This window comes from Halobacillus sp. ABA4_118 (genome assembly GCF_056160205.1).
This window is the reverse complement of sequence record NZ_JBSWWS010000001.1, coordinates 2,741,350-2,761,908: the sequence shown is the minus strand read 5'-3', so window position 1 is coordinate 2,761,908 and position 20,559 is coordinate 2,741,350. Positions and strand designations below refer to the sequence as shown.

Genomic DNA, 20,559 nt, shown 5'->3' with positions numbered 1-20,559 from the left:
ACTTTTCCTATGAAAATCTGGATTTATTTCATTGCTCTGATGGCAGGCATTTTCCTCAGTATCGAAGGAGCTGTTTATGGAGAACTGGGACAAACCATCGGAAAGCTGGAAAGCAGCTTTTATAATTTCGCCGCCGGCTCCATCATTCTTGGACTTATTGTACTCTTTTTTGGTAAAGGAAGACTTTCTGCCGCAGCCGAAGCACCCCGGTGGCAGATGACCGGTGGACTGCTGGGTATCATCTATCTGACGGTTTTAATTTTTGCCATCCCCGTTGTAGGTGTCGGCGCGGCCATGATCAGCGTCATTGTCGGACAGCTGCTTATGAGTCTGCTGATTGAATCGAGAGGATGGCTCGGAAGCCGGGCTGCTCCTGTTCCTAAAGAAAAAATCTTTGCTGTCGTCCTGATGACCATTTCACTGTTTCTCATTTATTAAAGGAGGGTTCTTATGGGCCTGTTCATTCTCGCAGCCTCCGTGGCGGGAGGCACACTACTCAGTTCACAAAGCTCCATCAATGGAGCATTAAGCAGAAAATCCGGCACGTATGAAACGACCTTTTTCACTTTTATAACAGGGGCTCTCATGCTTGCTCTGCTCGTCCTTTTCTTTGGCGGCGGCGACGTTATGAAAATTCTGGAGGCTCCCGCCTGGCAGCTGAGCGCCGTGTGGTTCGGTGTCGGTTACATGTTTCTGACCGTCCTCGCTGTTCCACAGATCGGTGTCATGGCCACCAACATTGCCACCATCATCGGACAGCTCGGCACCGGGATGCTGATCGATCACTTCGGATGGTTCGGCGGGCTTCGAATTCCCCTGGACGGAGAGCGTATCACAGCATTCGCCCTTCTAACCGCCGCCCTTTGGCTGATGTATAAAGCCGATAAAAAACCGATCAAAGGGACATAAAATTTGTAGAAGTTTGTAACCTTCTGTATAATCTATCACTATGAATCAGACCTTCCACTATAGTGGAAGGTCTCTTTGGGCAGGTGTCTTATGCTGAATACAACGTTTTTGTCAAACCTGAATGAAAAGATCGAAGGCGCCCGGGCTGAAATGTATGAAGCCTATGAAGATGGACGCAGCTATGAAGAACTCCTCAAAATCTCCCAGGAGCTTGATGACCTGTTAAATCGTTTAGAACAAATAACAAAATAAAAAGGATGCCTGACTCACAGGCATCCTCAGCTTGTAGAGAAACTCCTGTTTCTTTACAAGCTTTTTTCTTTCTTACCGCCAGGAGCGAAAGCCCCTTCCCTTTCCGCGGACGAGGGCCCGAGCTTCCTCGCAAAACCCACGCTCGGCGATCTCGGACCACTCGTTCTTCCGCAGGAGTGGAAGGGGCACCGCTCCTTGGGAGTTCTTTAACATCGATAAAGACTCTCCTTTACCCCGCTCACCCTTGTTGGATGGAGGACAATCTTTTTCATATTCCAGCAGGCAGCCATCATCGGCGCCTGTTCTTTCCCTTTTTGTTTTCCACGCAAGCGGCCATAGCGCAGCCCATGCCGTTCTTTTGAATCTGCGAACCTGCATAGGGCACAGTCTCTCTTCTCTATATTCTAGCGTCGGAACGAGGAGCGTTCAGTGGTGATGCCTGCGGGAACAGCACGGGCCGAAGATCCACTTGGGGAGGCGACCTTCCTGACCAAGTCAGCTGAGGGCGTGCCCGCGGCATTCATCCACCGATAAGCGGAATGTGACCCTTTACATGACAAATGGTCAACTCTAACAGGTTGACACAGGCTTTTTCTACAGCCAAAGGATGCCTGACTCACAGGCATCCTTTTTCATGCAGATATGACTTTATTTCTCCCCGAGTGTTTCGCCTCATATAACGACTCATCCGCTTTTTCCAATAGTTCCTTCGCTGTCGACACATGGTCAGGATATGTACTCACCCCAATAGAGACCGTAATGGAAATCTTTTCTCCATCAGGCAGGAGAAACGCTTGATGTTCCACCGTCCGCCGAATTTTCTCTGCTTTCGCCCTGCCGGCTTCGTTGCTGCAGTCCAAAAGGATAACGGTGAACTCTTCTCCACCGTTTCTGGATACGATATCAAAGGATCGGGTTATTTCATTCAAGGTGCTCCCGAGCTGGCGCAGCACTTCATCACCCGCCGCGTGCCCATAGGTGTCGTTCACGCGCTTAAAGAAATCAATGTCGATGGCAAGCAGGGTCAACGCTTCCTCTTTTTCCACGGCGTTCCTCACACTATCGTTCCAGAGGCGGTCAAACTCCCTTACATTATATAATCCCGTCAAATAATCGACGGATGACTGCTCTTCATACGTTTTAAAAAGATAATGAGACCTCCGCAGGTAATGGACGAGGTAGGAAGCCAGCATCCCACCGATAAATGAAATCAGCCAGTAGATGGGAATGAGAAACTGCAGTGTGCCCCAGTCTCTGACCACCAAGGAAATGACAATCGAAAAGACGATGTTCGACCAGAGCAGCATTTGAAAGGAGGATTTGAGCGGACTCTCCCTGTGATGAAGCTTCCGGTACAGCCACATATAACCGATGAACAAGAAAATCATTAAGATGACAGCGGCCATTGAAGAAAGATTGACCCCGTATAACAAACGTCCGGAAGCAATAATGACAGCACTCAACAAAGCCGGGCGGATGCCTATGTATAAAATCAGAAGGATGACCGGGAGGTGACGAAGATCGATAATCGTCTGCTCAGTCACTTGTATGGAAAAGTACATCAGCAGCATGCCAAGCAATCCGCCTGCCACCCCGTCGATCCACTGACTGTTCTGTTTTGAAACCGCAGGCAGCAGCTTCGTCCATCGAAACTGCAGATACATAAAAACGAGGGCAATGACGATGCAGATATTAATAAAAAATTCCTGAATGATCACAAACACTCTTATCCCTCTTTTCCTTTTTGCATCCCTTTGTTCTATTATCGACATTTCCTAACAGATTTGTCTATGAAAATTGTCACCCCTATGTAAAAGAAGATGTACAAAACATGTACAAACCTGTACATTATGGTCTTTCTTCCTATTACAAAATCAGTCATTTTGTGGTAATAATAGAGTATAAACAACGACGATTATAAGAAACAGATTCTGCGGTTCAGGTCGTTTCCTTTTGTGAAAGGAAGGGTATACGTATCAAAATAAAATAAACGAGACACGATGAACTGTGATTTCTAATGTGGGCACTTGAATCACAGGGAGTGAGTAGTGCAACCGGCTCCGCTCAGGAGGCATAACCATGAGTAAAACACCCCCGCGTCCTATGGAAAGCAGCGACGATAACAAAAACCACTTCGTTCACCTGAACGCTTCGTCGATCAAGACCTTGTCGGACCCCCTTCTCCTTCTGACCTACCGTCAGGCTGCTGAGATGGGACTGGATCAAGACTTCCTTTCCCTTATCTGCAGGGAGTTGAAAGACAGGGGATTCTCCATTGAATGCTCCTCTAGCTACGGATGACAATGGATAATTTATAGCTCACCCGTTGATTGAGTTCTACCAGCCATTCATCCAGGACCTCATTGGAAGGAAAACGGCATTCCAATAAATAGCACCCCTCCCCGCTGATTTTATAATTATTCCTTACGAATGATGGATGGTTCTCGAGAAATGTAAAATAAGGCTGATGATTCAGGCTGTCTGTGTAGATATTCAAAAAGCAGTGGACAGGATAGCCCATCTTCTTTTCGTTCACGCGGACGGTATAGGATTCAATCAGCCCTTCGTCTTCTAATTTCAAGACTCTTGATGCTGCGGCCTGTCCTGTGAGATGGACATGTGCGCCCAGCTCCTTCATCGTCATCCGGCCATCTTTCTTCAGCTCTTCTATAATTTTCTCATCCGTTTTGTCCATGACTTCTGCCTTCCTTTCATATTTCAACTCTTTTCAGCCAAACACTTGATTAATATGGTGTACTCCTATTTCCCTTCATAGTACGCTATTGTCAACAGAGATAAAAGGAGGAAGCCTTTATGAAAATCAAGCTGATTCGAAATGCAACATTACTGGTGAGCTATGGAGGAAAAACCTTTTTAATCGATCCATTCCTTTCCTCACAGGGAGCCATGCCGGCTTTCCCGGATACGCCCCATCAGGATTTAAGGAACCCGACCGCCCCCCTGCCTGTCGATGCCCAAAGTCTGACCGATGTGGACGCTGTCTTCATCACTCATCTTCATCCTGATCATTTTGATGAGGAAGCAAAGGACGTTCTCCCCAAGCAAACGCCCCTGTTCGCTCAAAATGAAGAAGATGTGAGTGCGGTGCAGGACGCCGGATTCACCCACGTCCACTCCTTCCAAAATGGCGTGGATATGGAAGGGATCCGCATTACCCGTACCCCGGGACGGCACGGGTCGGAAGAAATGACAGCTATGACAGGAAAGGTGTCCGGTCTCCTTTTTGAAGCAGAAGGTGAAAAAAGTCTTTATATTGCCGGGGACACGGTCTGGTATGAAGAAGTCGAACAGACGCTGTCCTCCCGCCGTCCTGATGTGATCGTCGTGAACGCGGGTGCCGCTCAATTTTTAGAGGGCGGGCCGATAACGATGACGAAAGAAGATGTCACAGCTGCCGCCCAGGCGGCACCGGAGTCTGAGATTCTCGCTGTGCACATGGAATCCCTGAACCACTGCCTGTTAACGAGAGAAGAGTTGAAGTCTTATACGAGCGGTTATCCGTCTATTCACATCCCTGAGGATGGCGAGACGCTCACCTTTTGATCCTTTCCCCTCCGGACCTGCCGGAGGGTTTTTTTATGCCTGACAAAAAGAACAGCCACAACTTCCACCATTATCCAACATCGTTTTACGTTATGTTAATTGTCAGACAATTCAGATGTTGATATAGTGATAAAAACAAAGGAGGCGATGATTGTTGCAGATCAATCAGGACAGGTATAAAGACCATCTCATGACACTTGCGGAGATCGGAAAAATTGGAGAAACGGGCGTCAACCGGCTCGCCCATTCCAAGGATGACCGGAAAGCGGTTGATGTCGTACAAGGATGGATGGAAGAAGCCGGGCTGACGACAAGGATTGATGGTTTCGGCAATCTGATCGGTCGTATGGAGGGCACCGAGCCTGATCAGCCTATTCTCATGATGGGGTCCCACATTGATTCCCAGCCGTACGGGGGCCGTTTTGACGGGACCGCCGGAGCTCTTGGGGCCATTGAAGTTGTACATACAATGAAAGAGCAAAACATAAAGCCGATTCGCACGATAGAAGTGATCTGCTTTGCTGATGAAGAAGGTTCCCGATTCAACAAAGGTGTATTTGGTGTACGCGGCCTCATCGGCCAGCTCGAGGAAGGGGAGATACTCCGGAAAGATAAAACCGGGATGACCCGGCTCGAAGCTTTAAGGGAATTTGGTGTCGAACCGGATGTATCGGAAAGTCCCGTCTACAAGCCGGGCGATATTGAAGCCTTTTTAGAGCTTCATATTGAACAGGGGCCTGTCCTTGAATCAAAGGATAAGCCTGTAGGCATCGTGTCAGCCATCTCCGGGCCGATCTGGCTTACGGTGACTCTGGAAGGCTTCGCCGGCCATGCCGGATCTGTACCGATGCATTTACGACAGGATGCCATGCTCGGGGCTGCCATCATTACAAAAGAATTCAATGAACTTGTCCGCAGGGAAGGAACACCAAATACCGTAGGAACGGTCGGAAGCATCCAGAATTTCCCGAATTCAAGAAACATCATTGCCGAAAAGGTCGAGTTCACCATTGATTTGAGGGACATCGACCTGGACGCGAGAAACCGCCTGGAAGAAAAACTCTATCAATTAATTGAGAAAACGAGTAAAGAACACAACCTCGAGTACTCCATTACAGAAGATACCAAGAGTGATCCCCGTTACTGCGCGGACTGGATTAAAGAGATTATGAAAAAACACGATGATGAGCTTGGTTATCAATCTCCAACCCTCATGAGCGGTCCGTTTCACGACGCCTTGTTTATGTCCTATATCAGTGATTACGGCATGATCTTCGTCCGCTGTGAAAAAGGGATCAGCCACAACCCGCTGGAATACGCAGAAATGGAAGATTTACAAAAAGGTGTGGAGCTGCTTTATCATACAGCGGTGGAAATTTCCGGAGCTTAGAAAGGTGGCACGTATGCAGGCAGACAAAATTTTTATGAACGGAGAAATTGTCACAGCGGACGAACATTTCCATGTGTATGAGGCCCTGGCCGTCCAGGGGGATAGCATCCTCACAACGGGAACGAACGACGAAATCATGAAAACCGCCGGCGCCCATACAGAGGTTGTCGACCTCAAGGGCAGAACGCTCATGCCCGGATTCATTGACGCTCATGCCCACCTCGAGCTTTACGGAACAAATGCCCTCGGTGTCAATTGTAAAAAACCCCCGACGATTCCTGACGTTCTGAAGGCACTGAAAGAAAGGGCTGGAAACACCCCGGATGGTCACTGGGTGCGGGGATGGGGCTACAATCAAAACGAACTGGCTGAGAACCGGCATCTAACGAGGTGGGACTTGGACAAAGTGTCCACCTCCCATCCGATCATAGTCGTGCGGACGTGCGGGCATATCTCCTGCGTAAACAGCAAAGCCCTGGAGATGGCAGGAATCGAGGATTCCACTCCAGATCCGGCGGGCGGGTCTTACCACAAAATCGACGGACAGTTGAGCGGCCTGCTGCTGGAAGCCGCTCATATGACTGTCTTTCAGCACGCCGATTACAGCGAAGAAGAGGTACTTCACGGACTGGCGCTTGCTTCTCAGGACTTTTTATCCTACGGCATTACAAGTGTTCATGACGCCGGCGGTTATGGGACGAAGCATATCCGCTATTTACAGCAGGCTGTCCAGAAAGGCATCGTGAAGCAGCGCATCTATGCACTGTACGGTTCCCTGTCCAACGCTCCGGAAATGGTCCGCGCAGGACTGGAAAGCGGCATTTCAACAGGCCTTGGGGATGAATGGTTCAAAATTGGACCCGCGAAACTGTTTATCGATGGGAGCAGCAGCGGTCCTACCTGCCGAACAAGAGACCCCTATAACAGCGACCCCGAAGACAGAGGAATGTTATACCTCTCCCAGGATCAACTGGACGGACCACTTCTGGAGGCCCACCATCGTGGCTGGCAGATCACCGCTCATGCGATGGGCGATGAAGCCGTGGATATGATGCTGCACACCATTGAGCGAGCGCTCGATCATGCACCAGCATCCTCCCCGCGCCACCGGATTGAGCATGCAGGAATTGCACCTTCCGACCTTGTCGGACGGATTCGAAATACCAGAGCGGTTCCAATTCCGAATCCTTCGTTCCTCTATGAATTCGGCGACGGCTATGAGCATGATTACGGAGAACGCATCAACCATATGTTCCCATTAAAAAGCTATACGGATCAGCACATTCCATACGCCGTTGGTTCCGACAGTCCGATTACCACTCCAAATCCTTTTTACGGTCTGTATGCAGCGGTTACCAGGCGCAGTAAAAGCGGCCGGATCATAGGAGAAAACCAGGCCTCTCCACTTGAGGAAGTGATCCGGGCTTATACGTGGGGCGGCGCTTACGCCTCGCATGAAGAACACAGGAAAGGAACGTTGGAACCAGGCAAAGCGGCCGACCTTATTATCCTCGATCGTTCCATTATGAATTGTCCTGTTTACGAGCTTCCCGGCATACAGGTGGAAAACACCACCCTGAATGGAAAAACCGTATATACATTGCAAAAGGAGGACGTCTATTGAGTAAACAACGTTTTATAAAAATTTACTGCCTTTCATTAAGCATTCCTTTCCTGTTGATGGTTTTCCCGCTTTTCACCATCGGGAACCGGGAGACCCCCTTCATTATGGGCCTCCCCTTCTCGGTATTCTGGGTGATTTTCTGGATCTTGATCACCTTTGTCATTGTACTATTCCTTTACCGTCTGGATCCGGACAAAGACGAAAAGGGGGTCCAGTAAATGGCTCAGTGGCAGATTGCAATGATTATGATGATTGCTTATCTCGTGATCGCTTTATTGATCGGTGTGCTTGCCGGCCGCAATCAGGATAAGCAGTCTCTGGAAGAATTCACGACAGCTAAAGGAAATCTCGGTCTTTTCGTCATGTGGTTCTTAATGGGAGGAGCCGTCTTCAGTGCCTTCTCCTTTCTCGGGGCTCCAGGGTGGGCTTTCTCCCGGGGGGCTCCAGCGCTTTATATCATCACCTACACCGCTTTTGCTATTTTACCGTGGTATATTATCGGTCCGAAAATCGGCCGGATCGGACGGAAACATAACATTTATACCGTCGCCGGCTTCATGCAGCTGCGTTATTCCAGCCGTGTGCTGGCCATGATGATCGGAATCATCGCTCTGCTCGCTTCGATCCAGTATCTGGCGACTCAGATGAAAGGCATGGCCTATATCTTCAGCATTATGACTGAGGGCCGTATTCCTTTCTGGCTCGGTGCCTTGCTGTCCTACGGCATTGTCGTCGTCTATGTGGCGACCGGCGGTCTGCGGGCTGCCGCCTGGTCAGATGTTTTCCAGGGCATGCTCATGATCGTCATTTCCTGGACGGTCGGATTGACGATTGTGAATCAGCTGCACAGCAGTGTTCCTGATATGTTCAGGAATTTAACAGAGACCGCTCCGGGCTTCCTTCAGATCGGTGCCGAAGGATCGACGATGAGTGCGATGGCTTATACGACGACGATTCTCGTTTCCACCATCGGCTTTCTTATGTGGCCGCATTTATTTTCTAAATCCTATGCCACAAAAGCGCGGACGATAAAGAAGACGGTACTCGTCTATCCTGTATTCGCCCTGTTCTTGATTCCTTTGTTGTTTGTCGGATTTTCAGCTGTCAATGTCATTGATCCGTCCCAAATCGGATCACCCGACGAAATTCTCCCTTATTTGATCACGACGGTCCTTACCCTGCCAGGCTGGGTGTACGGCCTTGTCGGAGCCGGTGCCCTGGCAGCAGCCATGAGTACAGCCGATGCCATCACTCACAGCGCTTCCCTCGAATTTACCGACGGGTTTGTAAAGAATATCAAGCGTGATCTTTCCTCCAAAACCACCCTTTTAATCATGCGGATCGGTGTGTTTGTCATTGGTGGACTCGCCTATGTGATTACTGTTTTTGGAGGCCAGGGATTGATTGCCCTCCTGCTCGGTGCATACGGATCGATCGTCCAGTTCGCCCCGGGCGTATACGGAGCGCTCTATTCGAAAAAAGTCACAGAACCCGCGGTCATTACAGGGTTGATCACCGGTACAGTCGTGAACTATTATTTCCAGCTCGTCGCACCGACTACACCGCTGGATATTAACCCAGGCATCCTCGGCCTGATCTGCAACATCGGTCTTGTCGTCATCATCAGCGGATTCACACAAGGAAAGGAGCTTCCGATGGCGGAAGAGTACCGCAAAGTCGGATCCTGACAGCTGCAGAACAGATGTCCAGCTTTTTTCTCTCATAAAAAACGCATCCCTCTCCACTGAGGGATGCGTTTTCATTTTTACGTACGGATCAGATTATGGGGATCCAGTACGAATTTCTTAGCAGCTCCCCCATCAAACTCCTCATAGCCGCGCGGGGCTTCATCCAGACCAATGACGGTGGCATTAACCGCTTTCGCAATGTCGGCTTTTCCTTTCAATATCGACATCATCAATCCGTGATGATACTGCATGACAGGCGTCTGTCCGGTCGCAAACGACTGCGCTTTGGCCCAGCCTAGCCCGAAATCGAGCTTAAGCAGTCCACGCCGTGCATCTTCCTCAGAGGCCCCGGGATCCTCTGTTACATAAAGACCGGGAATCCCGAGTCCGCCCCCTGCTTTTGTTGCGTCCATAATGGAGTTCAAGACCGCTGCCGGTGCTTCCTGATGGTTGTGGCCGTGAGCTTCAAAACCGACACAGTCTACAGCCGCATCCACTTCAGGGACACCGAGGATCTGTTCGATTTGTTCAGAGATATTGTCATGATTACCAACGTTGATCGTTTCACAGCCGAAGCTCTCCGCCTGCGCCAGCCGTTCGTCAATCAAGTCACCGACGATGACAACGGACGCACCGAGAAGCTGGGCGGAGTGAGCAGCAGCCAGGCCGACAGGACCCGCGCCGGCGATATATACAGTGGAACCCATTTTCACACCCGCTTTATAGGCGCCGTGAAATCCCGTCGGAAAAATGTCCGAGAGCATCGTTAAATCAAGGATTTTCTCCATCGCTTCGTCTTTATCCGGAAACTTGAGAACCTGAAAATCTGCGTAAGGCACCATCACATATTCCGCCTGGCCGCCTACCCATCCCCCCATGTCGACATAACCGTACGCCGAACCAGGTCGGTCGGGATTCACATGCAGGCAGATGTGGGTTTTCCCTTCAATACAATTGCGGCACCTTCCGCACGCAATGTTAAAAGGTACAGATACCAAATCCCCTTTTTTGACAAACTCGACATCTCTTCCTGTTTCAATGACTTCACCTGTAATCTCGTGGCCGAGCACGAGTCCTTCCGGTGCCGTCGTCCGTCCGCGGACCATATGCTGGTCACTTCCACAGATGTTGGTGGAGACGACTTTTAAAATGACTCCATGTTCACACTTGCGCCCGACATTCTTCGGATTCACACCCGGTCCATCTTTCAGGACAAGTTCGGGGAATTCGATTTCCTTGACCGTTACGCCGCCATTTCCTGTGTACGCTACCGCCCGGTTGTTTGTAGCCATTGCGTTCCTCCTCAAAATAATAAACTCCCTTAAGCGTCGACTGCTGAGCTTCGTGACATGATTTAAAGATATAACATGTATTATTTTCCCATTTCACCCATAATTAAAACAATATTCTGTCATTTTTTCACAAAAAAAGACCCGCCTGTCAAGCGGATCTTGAAGGTTTAGAACGTTTCTGCGGCATCCTTGGCTTTCGCTTCAGCTGTCGACTTTATTTCCCCGGCTTTGTCAGGCATAGCCGCATGCCCTTCAACGAACAACCCTTCAATCGAGGGAATACCGAAAAACTGCATGACAGTCTTGAGGTACCGATGCCCCATTTCCATTCCTGCAGCCGGGCCTTCAGAATAAATACCACCACACGCCTGGATATGGAAGGCTTTCTTATCCGTCAGCAGACCAACAGGACCTTCCTCTGTGTATTGGAAAGCTTTCCCTGCCACTGCTACGGAATCAATATAAGCTTTCATAACCGGTGGAAAAAAGAAATTCCACATCGGTGTTACAAAGACATATTTATCAGCGCTCGTAAACTGATCACTTAATTCCTTCAAGCGGAACACTTTTCTCTCCTCATCCGGGGTGAGTTCACCTCCGGACTGCAGCTTCCCCCAGCCACTGAAAATATCCGCATCGATGTGAGGGATGGACTCCTTGTACAAATCAATCGGCGTAACCGTATCTTCTGGGTTTGCGGTTTTATACTGCTCGATAAATGCCTTGCCGACACTCATGCTGTAAGAAGCAGTTTCATCATGAGGGTGGGCGGTGATATACAGCACTTCAGCCATGGTTCATCGTTCCTTTCCATTCTCTGATGCTCATTAGTGTGCAGCAAAGAAGGAAACTTACTACAACCGAGAAGCAATAAATTATGGAAAGAAGAGCGGAATGATCACTCCAAGGCATAAAAAAACAGCCTGTAGGAAAACAGAAGCTTTCTACAGGCTGGGGCCAACTTTATGAAGTTTCTTCTTACAACGATTCGTCCTCTTGATTCACATATGGATTACCGGAGAGATGACGGCTGACGTCCTTTGGAATCACAACTTCCTCCGGCTGCTCATACTTTTCCTTTGATTGAACACTTCCATCGTAATGATAAGGTGTATCCTTCATGCGGCACGCCTCCTCTGCATTTCTGTTAGCATGCGTGCTTGAAGAGCGGGCTATACAGAGCCCTTACATTTTCAAGGCGATGTTTTTCAGTTGTGTATAGTTTCTTAAAGCTTCCAGCCCCTTCTCTCTGCCAAAACCACTCTTGCCGTAACCGCCAAAAGGCATCTGTATCCCACCGCCGGCACCGTAATTATTAATGAAAATCTGCCCAGCCTTCACTTTTTCCGCCAGCTTATGGGCACGGGATACATCCTTCGTCCAAATACCCGTGACAAGTCCATACTCGGTGCTGTTGGCAAGATCAGCCGCTTCCTCATCCGTTTCAAAGGTGAACACAGAGAGGACCGGGCCGAACACTTCCTCTTGGGCTATCTCACTTTCAGGCCGCAGACCGTCGATAATCGTCGGCTTGAAATAACAGCCTCCAGGTGCCTCTGAGACGTGCGCACGTGTACCACCAAGCAGAAACGTCCCCCCATCTGCCTCCACCTTCTTCATAAAATCCTCAATCCGCCGGCACTGCTGCTCGGATAAAATCGGACCGATATCCGGGTCGCTTTCTCCAGGTCCCAAGCTCAAATGGTTCATTCGATGGATCACCTTCTCTACGAACGAAGCTCTGCAGTCCGCATGAATGAGCAGGCGGGAACCTGCGGAGCATGTCTGGCCGGCATTTTGAATGATCGATTTGACCACCCATTCGACCGCTTCGTCCAGCGGGGCATCCGGAAATACGATGTTCGGAGATTTCCCTCCAAGCTCAAGGGTCACAGGGACGATATTTTCTGCGGCAGCTTTCATCACCTTCGTCCCGGTCGGCACCGATCCTGTGAAAGTGACGTGGTTGATATCATTATGAGAAGCAAGGGACGCCCCTGCGGTGTGTCCTTCTCCAAGGACGATATTCACGACTCCTTCAGGAAAGCCTGCCTGCTGGAGAATCATCCCAAGCTCTACAGCAGTCAGAGGCGTCTGTTCCGCCGGCTTCATGACGACCGTATTGCCTGCAGCTAAAGCGGCTGCGCAGCTTCTCGAGGCCACTTGAAGCGGATAGTTCCAAGGAATGATGTGAGCCGTAACGCCCACAGGCTCACGAAGGGTGTAGTCAAGCACCCCCGGTTCAATCGGAATCGTTTCCCCGTGGATTTTGTCGGCGGCTCCCCCATAAAACTCAAAATAACGGGCCGCTGCCTCCACATCCGCCCTTCCCTGTGAAATCGGCTTTCCCGTATCAATCGTCTCTAGACGGGCAAGCGACTCTTTATTCTCCCTGATTACTTCAGCCACTCTCATAAGCATCTGTCCACGTTCATAGGGCTTGACCAACGGCCAGTCTCCTGCACTAAAAGCATTTCTTGCTGACGATACGGTCAGATCAATATCCTCTTTGCTGCTTGCGGGAGCATCGGCGATCACTTCTCCAGTCGAAGGATTATGTATATCCATCCGTGCACCGGCAGAAGGTTCTGACCAGACACCATTGATTAAGTTCTTAAGTATGCGCACATTCATTTCCCCCTTTATAATCCGCGGCCGCCATCAATGGAAAAAACACCGCCGGTCGTCATACGTGCTTCATCAGAAACGAGGTATACGACGGCATGGGCAATATCATCAGGGTCGATCAGCTTCCCGAGTGGGACAGACTGCTGAAACACCTCCCTCTTTGTATCATCCATATTCTCTCCGGGCTGGACAAATTCCCCGAGCATACCGGTATCAGACGGACCGGGGTGAATGACGTTGACCCGGATGCTGTGAGGAGCAAGCTCAATAGCAAGGGCTTTCGAAAAAGCCGTCACAGCTCCTTTGGAAGCAATGTAGGCACTGAGGCCGGGTCTCACCCGTTCAACGGCAATGGAGGCAACATTCACAATAACTCCGCCTTGCTGTTTTTTCAGATAAGGAACAGCGGCCCGGCACATGAGAAAGGCCGCTTTGGCATTGACATTCATAATGGCATCCCAGAATTCCGTCGTAACTTCCTCAAGAGGAGCTGCAGCCTGGGCCATCCCGGCAGCGTTGACGACGCCATCGATCCGCTCAGAATATGCAGCTGCCGAATCCACCACACGCTTCACGTCTTCTTCCTTCGTCAAATCCGCCTCAACAAACTGAAAGGCCCTATCCTTCAAATCTTCCATGTCCCGACAGCGGAGGTCCACAGCGGTTACAGACGCCCCTTCGTCCATCAATCTGGAAATGACCGCCTGTCCCATTCCTCCGGAAGCACCGGTTACAATGAAATGTCTATCTTTGACTCTCACCTCAACATTCCTCCTTTAGGTCTGGGCATGGATGGCACGAATGATGGCATCCCCCATATCTGCCGTACTTGATTTTCCACCAAGGTCGGGTGTACGTATGTCCTGTTCCGCAAGAACAGACTCCATCCCATTCATCACCATGTCGCTTAAATCAGGCCGTCCGTTATGTTCCAGCATTAATGCCGCCGACCAGATCTGGGCAACTGGGTTGGCCATGCCTTTTCCTGATATATCCGGGGCTGACCCGTGGATGGGTTCAAACATGGATGGGAAACGGCCTTCCGGATTCAAGTTTGCTGAAGGTGATAAGCCGAGGCCGCCCACAAGTCCTGCCCCGAGATCTGTTAATATATCCCCGAATAGATTGGATGCAATAACGACTTCAAAAGATTCCGGACGGTTAATAAAGTAGGCCGCCAGCGCATCAATATAAACAGAGGAGAGCTGAATATCCGGGTACTGCTGTCCAACTTCGCGGACGACATCGTCCCACAGCTTCATCGTATGAATGATGGCATTGGATTTCGTGGCGCTTGTAACGGTCTTCTTTCCATGCTTTCTCGCGTAGGCAAAACCATAGTCGCTCAGTCTCCGAATCCCGGCCTTCGTCATGACCGTCGTCTGTACCGCCATCTCCTGTTCCGTCCGATCATACATACGGCCGCCCATGTGGGAGTATTCTCCTTCTGCATTCTCGCGGAAGACGACGAAATCAATCGGGTCTCTCGTGTACAGCGGAGAAGCAACCCCTTTCAATTGTTTCACCGGCCGTACGTTGACGTACTGCTGAAACTGCTTACGGATCGGCATGATCAAATCCCAGATGGTCACTTCATCTGGTACCCGGGCGTCTCCGATGGCTCCAAATAAGATCGCATCGAAATGCTGTAAATAATCAAGGGCCCCTTCAGGCATCATCCGACCGGTTTCCATATAGTAGGCACTGCTCCATGGCAGCTCTTCCATTTCCAGTTGAAACCCCGAATCCAGAGAAGACAGGGTATTCAACACTTTAAGCGCTTCATTCATCACTTCAGGACCTATGCCGTCCCCCGCCATGACTGCAAGCTTCATGACTCTTTCGGCTCCTCAAGAAATTCAAGCGCCGTCTGACGGTACAACTGGGTCGTTTCAACAAGGTCACAGATGTCAATGTATTCATCCACTTGGTGTGGAACTTCCCGGTCTCCTCCACCCGTGGTCAAAATCGGGATGCCGGCAAGGTGTAGAAACGTTCCGTCGGTGGCCCCGGGCACGCCGTTGTACACCGGCTCTTTTCCTGTTACTTTTTTGTAAGCTTCCGCCACTGCGGTCACGACAGGATCCTGCCGGTCGGTCTTCGTCCACGGACGTTCCTCCAGTACTTCCATTTCTGCATGAAACCCGGCATCCCCTTCCATCGTCCGGTCGAGAATCTGCTGAATATCCTGCTTTAACGCCTCATGATCCTGTCCTGGAATCGTGCGGATATCCAGCGTTGTTCTGCACTGTTCAGGCACAACATTGATCTGAGGCTCCCCGGATACCGGTGCCTGCAGGATCGTCGGCGTAATGCTCGGCCATCCCAGCAGTTCATGTCTGCCGGTTCTCTCCTTTTCTCTCTGCTCAAGCTGGTCCAGAGCGACAATGATTTGTGCCATTCTTGTATTCGGGTTTAAGCCTGAGAGCGGCATCGCTCCATGCGCCTGCCGGCCGTAAGCATCAATCTGGATCCTCATCGCTCCTTTTTGAGCGGTACAAAGCTGGTTTTCCTCCGGTTCACAAATGACAGCGCCATCCACACCGCTCGCCCACCCATTTTCAATAAAATGCTTGATGCCGATCATCATGCCTTCTTCATCACATGGAATACAGAGAATGATTTTTCCAGTCAGCGCTTCTTTGTCCTTAATCAAAGAGTGAACTGCGGTGATGGCGCAGGCCAGGTTGCCTTTCGTGTCATTGGTGCCTCTGCCATACATCCGGCCTTCGACGATTTCAGCCCCGAACGGATCATATGACCAGCGAGCAGGATCCCCTTCTGTAACGACGTCGGTATGACCCTCAAACAACAAGGTTTTCCCCGGCTTTCCGGTATCATAAATTCCGATGACATTCGGACGTCCCGGCGCTGCCTCCTCTACATGGACTTCAAGTCCCATCCGCTCCAGATACGCAGCAGCAAAGTGAGCGGTTTTTTCTTCGTTCCCATCCTTTACCCCCGGACGGTAGACACTTGGTATCCTTACAAGCGCCTGCGTCAAATCGACCACTTCTTTTGTATCGCGCTCCACACGTGCTTTTTCATCAATCAAGATCATTTCATCCACTCCTCTATGCACTCCATAGTTTGGTAATGACTTCATACTGAACCTTGGCATGATGTTTCATCGTGATGAGACTGACAAGGACATAGGCAGCGAACGACAACAGCACCGGCATAGCAACCGTATGCATTCCAAAAGCATTCGGCATGAATGAATGGAATATAATATAGCTTCCGACCCCGGTAATAATCGAGGCCATCGCTCCGCCTGCATTGCCTTTTTTCCAATACAGGCCCATAATCACCGGCCAGATAAAGGCCGCCTCCAATCCACCGAAGGAGAATAAATTCAACCAGATCAGCAGTTCGGGCGGGTTAACGGCCATGGCAAATACGAGCAGACCGATGACGGTCGTGACACCGATACTGATTTTCTTAATCGTGCGGTCGTCTGCCTCCGGCTTCACATAATTCAAGTACACATCCTTAACGACAGCGGAGCTGACCAGCAGCAGCAGGGAGTCGACCGTTGACATGATCGCGGCCATCGGTGCGGCCAGAACGATTCCGGCAAGCCAGGCCGGCAGCACTTCCATCGCAATTCTCGGCATGACCGTATCTCCAACTTCTATGCCTGGAAGCACGGACCGGGCAAATACCCCCGTCAAGTGCATGCCGAGCATAATGAACCCTACGACAACGGTTCCGATCAACAGGGCCCTGTGCATCCCTTTTGAACTTTTATAAGACATGGCACGGACAGCCACCTGGGGCAGACCGACGACACCAACACCTACTAAAATCCAGAAGGATGATACATAGAGCGGTGTGAGAGACTGATCAGCACCATACGGCGAAATCAGATTCGGATTCTCTGCTGCCAGGTCAGATATAATCGGACCGATTCCGCCTCCTGCAATGATGGTCCCTATCAAAATGACCAGCGTCCCGAAAAACATGACAACGCCCTGGACGGTATCGGTAATCGCTACGGCGCGGAAGCCTCCGATAATGACGTAGACAAGGACCGATACCGCAAAAATGAATAAGGCTGCTGTATAGGAAAGCCCCGTCAGCGATTCAATCAGCCGGGCACCGCCCACCCACTGGGCCGCCATAGCTGAAAACAGAAACAGGATGATGCTGATCGCTGACAAAATGACGACCCACTTATTCTGATAGCGTTCCTTCAGGAAATCGATCAGGGTGACAGCTTTGATCTTCCTTGCCATAATGGCGAATTTCTTACCAAGCACCGATAAGACGAAATATCCTGTAGCAAGCTGTGTCATGGACAGAAGCACCCAGCCGAGTCCCATCGTATAGGCAACTCCAGGTCCGCCGATAAAGCTGCTCGCGCTGCCGTATGTAGCAATCATTGTCATCGCAAGGATAAAACCGCCCAGCTGCCGGCTGCCAAGGAAATATTCCTGCAGGAAATTGGATGTCGTCTTCAAATGATTCGAAGCGTAAAAACCGATACAGAAAATAATAACGAGAAAAACTAAAAGAGGTACGACAACAGCCCAGTTCATGATTCATCCTCCTCATCCAGCGGAACTTCCTTATAAAAATATTTCACAGCCAGAATAACGAGAAGAGTGATAACCACAGTGGTTACAACACAGCTGTAAAAGAACCAGTCCGGAAGACCGAAAATGTAATTGTACTCGGATACCGGCTTTGATCCCAGTCCGTACGCTGAGCCGAACCACATGAGAAAGTTGAGGATGACAAGACCAACGCCGATCAGCGCTTCCCTGTCCGCCACCCGGTACCGAGGGTCATCCTCAAACGGTTTTTTTTGTTTCATATAGATCCTCCTTTATCTATTACCTACAACCTATTTCGCCATATAACCCTTTTCCGATCCATAATTTTCAGATATATTTGAATTGGGAGATTATTATTAATCCTAGCATGGAATAGTAAGGAACACATTAGACATCAGGGCAATTCTCAGCATCAACCCATGTACATGATGTAAAAACATACAGGAGGCTGATTCTTTCTATGTCCACGATGATGTTTACGGTTCACGATATGCTGAAGCGCCCCCAGTTCAAGCATGCGTCCATCCTGGCCGGCCGCGGCGGGCTCCAGAAGGCCGTTTCCTGGGCGCACATTCTTGAATTGACGAAAGTGAAACACCTGCTGCATGGCAGCGAATGTGTCATGACGACAGGAATCGGATGGGGAAAGGAATTGCAGCATGCCCGTTCCTTCCTTGAACAGCTTATCGAAAAAAAAGTGACCTGTCTCTGCATAGAACTCGGCGATTACATCACCCATCTTCCATCCCCACTCCTGCAGCTGGCAGACGACCATGACCTTCCCGTTCTCGTGTTTAATCAGGAGGTCCGGTTTATCGATATCTCCAAAGATATCAACCAGCTGATCCTTCAGTCCTCAAGGCTCATGCCCCGCCAGGAAAACTGGGTCAGCCGCTGGCTCGAAGGCTCCATGACTGAAAAAGAGGCGCTGCCCTATCTTAAGAAAACCATGGGAAGCCGCGGGGCCTGGGGCATTCCGTGTTTGTTGACCGGATATGATGACAGCATCCCCTACCAGCGGGACATTTTCCAATCCTTTTTTCAACAAGAAGGCTTTCACCCTCTGACCGTGCAGAATCGTGATGAACTCGTCCTCCTGCTTCTGGATGAACGAAAGGAACAAGTTCCGGAACGTCTGTTCAAGTCCTTGCAGGCAATGAAGGAAAAAGTGCGCAGTATGTATCATACCATCAGCTGCGGGCCTTTGTTTACAAATCTATCAGAAATCACTCCTGCCATGCGCTGTGCACAGGAAGCCGCCCACATCCAGGCCGCTTTTCAGCTTGAGATTCCCTTCTATGAGAAACTCCACCCGTGGCGGCTGGTCATAGAGGACGATAAACGAGGCCGCCTTGAATCATTCATTCAAGATACACTGGGGGATGTGCTTGCCTATGACGAGGCGCATGATACCGATCTTCTTGAGACACTCCGTGCCTATCTGGAAAGCTATGGATCAAAGAAGGATACCGCTGAACGTCTTTTCATCGTGCGGCAGACGCTCTACCACAGAATTCAGAAACTCGAAGAAATCCTTGGTTCCCACTTCCTTCGATCCGATCAACGAATCGCCCTGGAAATGGCTCTTCTCGGGTGGCAGTACATACAAAGCCCGGTCCGCTCCTGAGAGCGGACCTTTTTGCATGTCACCTTTTCCTATCCACCCCTCACCTTTCCAAAACAGCGGCTGGACCGTATGATGATTACAGAACTGGGAAACCACGCGTATACTAGAAACAGATCCAAAACGTCAGGAGGGATTGGTGAGCCATGAAAGTGAACATTGATGTCGATGAAAACCATCCGGAAACGAGCATTACGATTCACTGCAGTCACGTTGATGACACCGTGAAGGAGATCCTTGATTTCCTCCACGAAAAAAAGCAGGCGTTTGTTGTCGGGAAAAGCGGGGAAAGCCAGCACATTTTAAAGCCGGAACATATTCAATTTTTCCGGTCTGAGGATGAGGCCGTGTTCGCTTATACCAAAGACGCCTCCTTCAAGGTTAAGGACAAACTCTATGAACTGGAACGCTCCCTCCCTTCCCAGCGGTTTGTAAGGATCTCCAAGTCTGTTCTCGCCAATATCTATGAAATGAGCCGCTTTGAGCCTTCTTTTAACGGCACCCTCTGCGTGTATTTCAAATCAGGAGAAAAGGAATACGCATCCAGGCACTATGTGGGGAGAATCAAGGAGATGCTGAATATGAACAGGAGGGACAGCAGATGAAAACATTTCTTATCAGAAGTGCAGGTGGTATTTTCTTCGGAGCTTTCTTATCCACGATTATCGTTTATACCCTGATCTTTTTTGGTAACACCCCGACGCTCGACAGCGCTGCCTTCGTAAAAAATTCCCTGGCCGCCATGGCTGCCGGATGGTTGTTTGCTGTCAGTCCCCTGTACTTTGAAATCGAGCCGCTCACTCTGCTCCAACAGACGATTCTTCACTTTATCACAGTGACCATCGGCTATTTCCCACTGGCGATTTACGCCGGCTGGCTGTCCTTGAACTTAGGAAGCTTTCTTATATTCACAGCTGTGTTCCTCATCATCTATGCCGGCATCTGGACAGGGTTCTACTTTTATTATCGAAATGAAGCCGAAGATATGAACGAAAGCCTCGACCAGCTTTATGATTAAACAAAACAGTT

Annotated in this window: 23 protein-coding genes, 1 pseudogene and 1 riboswitch; of the genes and pseudogenes, 12 read left to right on the top strand and 12 right to left on the bottom strand. The window is 50.0% G+C overall.

The genetic code is table 11. The features are described 5' to 3' along the window. Positions 1–9: 9 nt before the first annotated feature. From ACXAGL_RS13905 to ACXAGL_RS13895, 3 genes are all read left to right on the top strand, one after another. Positions 10–438: a DMT family transporter gene (locus ACXAGL_RS13905; protein WP_474971794.1), complete on the top strand. Its 429-nt coding sequence runs from the start codon at positions 10–12 to the stop codon at positions 436–438. 12 nt (positions 439–450) lie between these two features. After that, positions 451–909 carry a DMT family transporter gene (locus ACXAGL_RS13900; RefSeq protein WP_474991403.1) on the top strand — a complete coding sequence of 153 codons (459 nt, stop codon included), beginning with the start codon at positions 451–453 and terminating at the stop codon, positions 907–909. A gap of 90 nt (positions 910–999) precedes the next feature. After that, entirely contained in the window at positions 1,000–1,161 is a 162-nt protein-coding gene (locus tag ACXAGL_RS13895; RefSeq protein WP_474991402.1) for a Spo0E family sporulation regulatory protein-aspartic acid phosphatase, read from the top strand. Between the two features lie 206 nt (positions 1,162–1,367). Here ACXAGL_RS13895 and ACXAGL_RS13890 read toward each other — a convergent pair. Together ACXAGL_RS13890 and ACXAGL_RS13885 are read right to left on the bottom strand one after the other, a co-directional pair. Next, a pseudogene (locus tag ACXAGL_RS13890) lies at positions 1,368–1,532 on the bottom strand (IS5/IS1182 family transposase); the annotation flags it as partial. 261 nt (positions 1,533–1,793) lie between these two features. Beyond that, positions 1,794–2,885 (bottom strand): GGDEF domain-containing protein, encoded by a 1,092-nt coding sequence (locus ACXAGL_RS13885; RefSeq protein ID WP_474967958.1) that lies wholly within the window; start codon positions 2,883–2,885, stop codon positions 1,794–1,796. A 261-nt stretch (positions 2,886–3,146) separates the two neighbouring features. Next, positions 3,147–3,230, top strand: a riboswitch (cyclic di-GMP riboswitch). Between the two features lie 10 nt (positions 3,231–3,240). Between ACXAGL_RS13885 and sda the strand changes: the two genes are divergently transcribed. Then, complete coding sequence (sda, locus tag ACXAGL_RS13880; RefSeq protein WP_474967957.1) at positions 3,241–3,462, top strand: sporulation histidine kinase inhibitor Sda; 222 nt, start codon at positions 3,241–3,243, stop codon at positions 3,460–3,462. On the opposite strand, the gene ACXAGL_RS13875 is transcribed toward sda, so the two are convergent. Next, on the bottom strand, positions 3,449–3,856 hold the full coding sequence (locus ACXAGL_RS13875) for an Lrp/AsnC family transcriptional regulator (RefSeq protein WP_474967956.1): 408 nt from the start codon (positions 3,854–3,856) through the stop codon (positions 3,449–3,451). The genes sda and ACXAGL_RS13875 overlap by 14 nt on opposite strands. A gap of 119 nt (positions 3,857–3,975) precedes the next feature. Between ACXAGL_RS13875 and ACXAGL_RS13870 the strand changes: the two genes are divergently transcribed. From ACXAGL_RS13870 to ACXAGL_RS13850, 5 genes are all read left to right on the top strand, one after another. Then, positions 3,976–4,725, top strand: coding sequence for an MBL fold metallo-hydrolase (locus ACXAGL_RS13870; protein ID WP_474991401.1), 750 nt, complete (start codon positions 3,976–3,978; stop codon positions 4,723–4,725). Between the two features lie 154 nt (positions 4,726–4,879). Beyond that, positions 4,880–6,115, top strand: a complete 1,236-nt coding sequence (locus ACXAGL_RS13865) for a hydantoinase/carbamoylase family amidase (RefSeq protein WP_474991400.1) — start codon at positions 4,880–4,882, stop codon at positions 6,113–6,115. 13 nt (positions 6,116–6,128) lie between these two features. Continuing rightward, complete coding sequence (locus ACXAGL_RS13860; protein ID WP_474967953.1) at positions 6,129–7,739, top strand: amidohydrolase; 1,611 nt, start codon at positions 6,129–6,131, stop codon at positions 7,737–7,739. Beyond that, positions 7,736–7,957, top strand: coding sequence for a DUF3311 domain-containing protein (locus ACXAGL_RS13855; protein WP_474967952.1), 222 nt, complete (start codon positions 7,736–7,738; stop codon positions 7,955–7,957). The genes ACXAGL_RS13860 and ACXAGL_RS13855 overlap by 4 nt, the downstream gene beginning before the upstream one ends. Then, the gene (locus ACXAGL_RS13850; protein ID WP_474991399.1) at positions 7,958–9,427 is read left to right on the top strand and encodes a sodium:solute symporter family protein; all 1,470 of its coding nucleotides are present in this window, start codon (positions 7,958–7,960) and stop codon (positions 9,425–9,427) included. A gap of 77 nt (positions 9,428–9,504) precedes the next feature. Here ACXAGL_RS13850 and fdhA read toward each other — a convergent pair whose 3' ends face one another. The 9 genes from fdhA to ACXAGL_RS13805 all read right to left on the bottom strand — a co-directional run bounded on the left by fdhA (position 9,505) and on the right by ACXAGL_RS13805 (position 18,166). Continuing rightward, positions 9,505–10,719 (bottom strand): formaldehyde dehydrogenase, glutathione-independent, encoded by a 1,215-nt coding sequence (fdhA, locus tag ACXAGL_RS13845; protein WP_474991398.1) that lies wholly within the window; start codon positions 10,717–10,719, stop codon positions 9,505–9,507. A 167-nt stretch (positions 10,720–10,886) separates the two neighbouring features. Beyond that, positions 10,887–11,513, bottom strand: coding sequence for an FMN-dependent NADH-azoreductase (locus tag ACXAGL_RS13840; RefSeq protein ID WP_474991397.1), 627 nt, complete (start codon positions 11,511–11,513; stop codon positions 10,887–10,889). Positions 11,514–11,697: 184 nt separating this feature from the next. After that, positions 11,698–11,841: a hypothetical protein gene (locus ACXAGL_RS13835; protein ID WP_474971800.1), complete on the bottom strand. Its 144-nt coding sequence runs from the start codon at positions 11,839–11,841 to the stop codon at positions 11,698–11,700. Positions 11,842–11,904: 63 nt separating this feature from the next. Next, on the bottom strand, positions 11,905–13,353 hold the full coding sequence (locus tag ACXAGL_RS13830) for an aldehyde dehydrogenase family protein (protein ID WP_474991396.1): 1,449 nt from the start codon (positions 13,351–13,353) through the stop codon (positions 11,905–11,907). An 8-nt stretch (positions 13,354–13,361) separates the two neighbouring features. Then, positions 13,362–14,108 carry an SDR family NAD(P)-dependent oxidoreductase gene (locus ACXAGL_RS13825; protein ID WP_474991395.1) on the bottom strand — a complete coding sequence of 249 codons (747 nt, stop codon included), beginning with the start codon at positions 14,106–14,108 and terminating at the stop codon, positions 13,362–13,364. Between the two features lie 15 nt (positions 14,109–14,123). After that, positions 14,124–15,182 (bottom strand): tartrate dehydrogenase, encoded by a 1,059-nt coding sequence (locus ACXAGL_RS13820; RefSeq protein WP_474991394.1) that lies wholly within the window; start codon positions 15,180–15,182, stop codon positions 14,124–14,126. Further along, a complete protein-coding gene (locus ACXAGL_RS13815) occupies positions 15,179–16,408 on the bottom strand; it encodes a M20 family metallopeptidase (protein WP_474971803.1) in 1,230 nt (409 codons plus the stop codon). The genes ACXAGL_RS13820 and ACXAGL_RS13815 overlap by 4 nt, the downstream gene beginning before the upstream one ends. A gap of 13 nt (positions 16,409–16,421) precedes the next feature. After that, positions 16,422–17,888 (bottom strand): sodium/pantothenate symporter, encoded by a 1,467-nt coding sequence (gene panF / locus ACXAGL_RS13810; RefSeq protein WP_474991393.1) that lies wholly within the window; start codon positions 17,886–17,888, stop codon positions 16,422–16,424. After that, complete coding sequence (locus tag ACXAGL_RS13805) at positions 17,885–18,166, bottom strand: YhdT family protein (protein WP_474991392.1); 282 nt, start codon at positions 18,164–18,166, stop codon at positions 17,885–17,887. Before ACXAGL_RS13805 ends, panF begins: the two co-directional genes overlap by 4 nt. A gap of 200 nt (positions 18,167–18,366) precedes the next feature. Here ACXAGL_RS13805 and ACXAGL_RS13800 point away from each other — a divergent pair, with 200 nt between their 5' ends. From ACXAGL_RS13800 to ACXAGL_RS13790, 3 genes are all read left to right on the top strand, one after another. Beyond that, the gene (locus ACXAGL_RS13800; protein ID WP_474991391.1) at positions 18,367–19,533 is read left to right on the top strand and encodes a PucR family transcriptional regulator; all 1,167 of its coding nucleotides are present in this window, start codon (positions 18,367–18,369) and stop codon (positions 19,531–19,533) included. 143 nt (positions 19,534–19,676) lie between these two features. Continuing rightward, a complete protein-coding gene (locus ACXAGL_RS13795; protein ID WP_474967941.1) occupies positions 19,677–20,135 on the top strand; it encodes a LytTR family DNA-binding domain-containing protein in 459 nt (152 codons plus the stop codon). Continuing rightward, positions 20,132–20,548, top strand: coding sequence for a DUF3021 domain-containing protein (locus tag ACXAGL_RS13790; RefSeq protein ID WP_474967940.1), 417 nt, complete (start codon positions 20,132–20,134; stop codon positions 20,546–20,548). Before ACXAGL_RS13795 ends, ACXAGL_RS13790 begins: the two co-directional genes overlap by 4 nt. The last annotated feature ends 11 nt before the right edge of the window (positions 20,549–20,559 follow it).

Coding starts and splice junctions, on each gene's coding strand:
- ACXAGL_RS13905 (WP_474971794.1), top strand. CDS start 10: ATGAAAATCTGGATTTATTTCATTGCTCTGATGGCAGGCATTTTCCTC.
- ACXAGL_RS13900 (WP_474991403.1), top strand. CDS start 451: ATGGGCCTGTTCATTCTCGCAGCCTCCGTGGCGGGAGGCACACTACTC.
- ACXAGL_RS13895 (WP_474991402.1), top strand. CDS start 1,000: ATGCTGAATACAACGTTTTTGTCAAACCTGAATGAAAAGATCGAAGGC.
- sda (WP_474967957.1), top strand. CDS start 3,241: ATGAGTAAAACACCCCCGCGTCCTATGGAAAGCAGCGACGATAACAAA.
- ACXAGL_RS13875 (WP_474967956.1), bottom strand. CDS start 3,856: ATGGACAAAACGGATGAGAAAATTATAGAAGAGCTGAAGAAAGATGGC.
- ACXAGL_RS13870 (WP_474991401.1), top strand. CDS start 3,976: ATGAAAATCAAGCTGATTCGAAATGCAACATTACTGGTGAGCTATGGA.
- ACXAGL_RS13860 (WP_474967953.1), top strand. CDS start 6,129: ATGCAGGCAGACAAAATTTTTATGAACGGAGAAATTGTCACAGCGGAC.
- ACXAGL_RS13850 (WP_474991399.1), top strand. CDS start 7,958: ATGGCTCAGTGGCAGATTGCAATGATTATGATGATTGCTTATCTCGTG.
- fdhA (WP_474991398.1), bottom strand. CDS start 10,719: ATGGCTACAAACAACCGGGCGGTAGCGTACACAGGAAATGGCGGCGTA.
- ACXAGL_RS13840 (WP_474991397.1), bottom strand. CDS start 11,513: ATGGCTGAAGTGCTGTATATCACCGCCCACCCTCATGATGAAACTGCT.
- ACXAGL_RS13835 (WP_474971800.1), bottom strand. CDS start 11,841: ATGAAGGATACACCTTATCATTACGATGGAAGTGTTCAATCAAAGGAA.
- ACXAGL_RS13830 (WP_474991396.1), bottom strand. CDS start 13,353: ATGAATGTGCGCATACTTAAGAACTTAATCAATGGTGTCTGGTCAGAA.
- ACXAGL_RS13820 (WP_474991394.1), bottom strand. CDS start 15,182: ATGAAGCTTGCAGTCATGGCGGGGGACGGCATAGGTCCTGAAGTGATG.
- ACXAGL_RS13815 (WP_474971803.1), bottom strand. CDS start 16,408: ATGATCTTGATTGATGAAAAAGCACGTGTGGAGCGCGATACAAAAGAA.
- panF (WP_474991393.1), bottom strand. CDS start 17,888: ATGAACTGGGCTGTTGTCGTACCTCTTTTAGTTTTTCTCGTTATTATT.
- ACXAGL_RS13805 (WP_474991392.1), bottom strand. CDS start 18,166: ATGAAACAAAAAAAACCGTTTGAGGATGACCCTCGGTACCGGGTGGCG.
- ACXAGL_RS13800 (WP_474991391.1), top strand. CDS start 18,367: ATGTCCACGATGATGTTTACGGTTCACGATATGCTGAAGCGCCCCCAG.
- ACXAGL_RS13795 (WP_474967941.1), top strand. CDS start 19,677: ATGAAAGTGAACATTGATGTCGATGAAAACCATCCGGAAACGAGCATT.
- ACXAGL_RS13790 (WP_474967940.1), top strand. CDS start 20,132: ATGAAAACATTTCTTATCAGAAGTGCAGGTGGTATTTTCTTCGGAGCT.